The following is a 2,247-nucleotide window of genomic DNA, read 5'->3' as shown; positions in this document are numbered from 1 at the left end:
GTAGACGTCACACCGCACCGGCAGCCTGCGGCCGCGCGTGATCGCCGAGGTCGATGCCGCGAAACATCGCGCAGCGCCTGAACACGTCGAGCGCCGGCAGAACCTTCTTGTGATGGCAGTATTTCGCGACCAGCTTCGCCAGCCCCTTGATGTCGCGTCCCGTTGCCGCGGGAAAGGTTTCGACCAAGTCGTCGACCAGCGGCGCATCGATTGCAAGCCCGAATTGCGCGGTCATCACCTGCCAGATTCGGCGACGGGCCTCGTCATCCGGCGGAAAGAACTTGATCAGGGCGATGCAGCGCGACACGATCGCCTCGTCGATATCGTCGATGCGGTTGGTCGTCAGGAACAACAGGCCATTGAAATATTCCAGCACGCGCAGGAATACGCCGACCACCGCGTTCATCGTCATGTCGTCCTCGCGGCGCTTGATATAGACATCGGCCTCGTCGATCAGCATTACCGCGCCCCAGCGCTGCGCCCGGGTCAGCGCATCCTTGAGCGCGCCTTCCATCGCGGCGACGCTGAGCCCGAGCTGGCCCGAATGCACGCGATACAGCGGGCGCCCGACGATCTCGGCATAGACCTCGGCCGTCAGCGTCTTGCCGACCCCCGGGGGGCCTGCGCACAGCACGGTCGTGCCGCCGGATTTTCCCGCCACGATGTCGTCCATCAGCACGTCCATCTCGGCGGTCAGGATATCGATCAGGTCGGTCTGCTCCTCCGGGAGGATCAGCTTCTGCTTCAGGTCGGGCTGGTACGCGTAGAGCGTCATGTCGTCGGCATGAACCCAGAGATAATGATGCAGGTCGAGGTGAAACATCAGCATGTAGGGATGGACGGGAATCCGGCAGAACAGGCCCTTCGGAATCGCGGCCTTGGATTCCTCCACCTCGGCCTCGGCATCGTACAGATTGCTCTTGGCGGCTTTGCGCAGATATTGCCCAAGGATGTCGCCGGTCACCTCGAGCGTCAGGTCGCGCGCGGTCAGGATGCTCTCGTCATTGACCAGCCGCGCGGCGCCGCCGCCGGATGACAGCACGATCACGTCCTTGCGCGACCAGTCCATGTCGCGATGCGACGAGTTCGGGTCCTCCGCGAAGAAGCCGGTGCCACGGCCGGAGAACTGCGCGCCATAGCGGCCGCGCCAGGCGTAATAGCGCTCGACGGTTTCGTCATAGGCCGCGATCAATTCGGGCGTTTCCTTCAGCAATCCCCTGGCCGCGAAAATCTCGGCCACGGTCTTGCCGACGATGTCGCCGGCGGAGATGCGCAAGGTCGACGTCGTGATGGTGCCCTTGGCATTGGCCTTCAGCTCGATGAACACACGGCCCATCTCGTCGTTCGAGGGCGCCGTGTAATCGAGCCGCGTCACCACATAGGGCAACGGCCGGCTCGCGGCGCTGGTCGTGAACATCCAGCCGCGAATGGCATTGCCGACCAGATAGCGCGCAATGGCCGGCAATAGCTGCTCCAGCTCCTCGGCCTTGAACCTCGTGCTGTTGTCGTCGAATGCGCGCCGCAGCGTCGCGATATGCGCCGAACGGGCGTGCATGTCCGGGCCGGCCTTGTGATAGAGGCCCTCCAGACAATCGAGCTCGGCCGGCGACAGCTGGCTGAACTCGACCTCAACCTTGTCGCCGAAACGCAGCTGGTCCTTGAGTGAGGCGAGGTTCGGGAAGGCCGCGGCCATGGTTTCGATATAGGGTCGTTCGATCTGCAGCTTCATGCGCGGTCACTTCGGTCGTTGACGTCAAGGGAGGGATGAGCGTCCGCCTTGCCGGCCGAGCCGGCCTCGGCCTTGGCCAGCAGGAGACGGTTGGCCGCCAGCGAAAAGTCGCGCCAGACGGCGGCGACATCGCGCAGGATGGTCTGCACATAGTCCTTCGACGGCCGGTGCTCGTCGGGAAAATTGGAGAGCGCGCAGGACGAGCGGTTGAAGGCGATCGCATCGTCGAGCAGCGACCGCATGAGGTCACGGAACGGCTTCTGGACCTCCGGCATCAGCGCCGACCGGCCGTGGTCGACGGTCACGTCGCTCATGTCGAGCGGCAATCCGTCGAGAACCCTCAGCGCTTCGCCGAACACCGCCTCGATCGATTCGAGAATCGCGAGCTGCGTCAGCTGCTCGCGCTGCCGGGCGGCGAGGTTGCGGTTGAGCCGGCGGCGATAATCGTCGAAAGCCATGTCGCCCTGCATGGCGACCCAGGCCTCGAACCGGGCGAAGCTCGCGGCATTGCCTGAGAG

1 protein-coding gene and 1 pseudogene are annotated in these 2,247 nt (G+C 64.4%); both read right to left on the bottom strand.

Annotation, left to right across the window (positions count from 1 at the left end; translation table 11 throughout):
* Window positions 1-7 precede the first annotated feature (7 nt).
* Entirely contained in the window at window positions 8-1,729 is a 1,722-nt protein-coding gene (locus tag WCB02_RS26325) for an ATP-binding protein (protein ID WP_423962689.1), read from the bottom strand.
* Window positions 1,726-2,247 (bottom strand): annotated as a pseudogene (locus WCB02_RS26320) (hypothetical protein); the annotation flags it as partial. The gene WCB02_RS26325 and the pseudogene WCB02_RS26320, both read right to left, overlap by 4 nt.

Origin of the sequence: Bradyrhizobium sp., from assembly GCF_049581145.1 — a bacterium.
Classification (GTDB): domain Bacteria; phylum Pseudomonadota; class Alphaproteobacteria; order Rhizobiales; family Xanthobacteraceae; genus Bradyrhizobium.
This window is presented reverse-complemented; position numbering and strand designations above follow the sequence as displayed.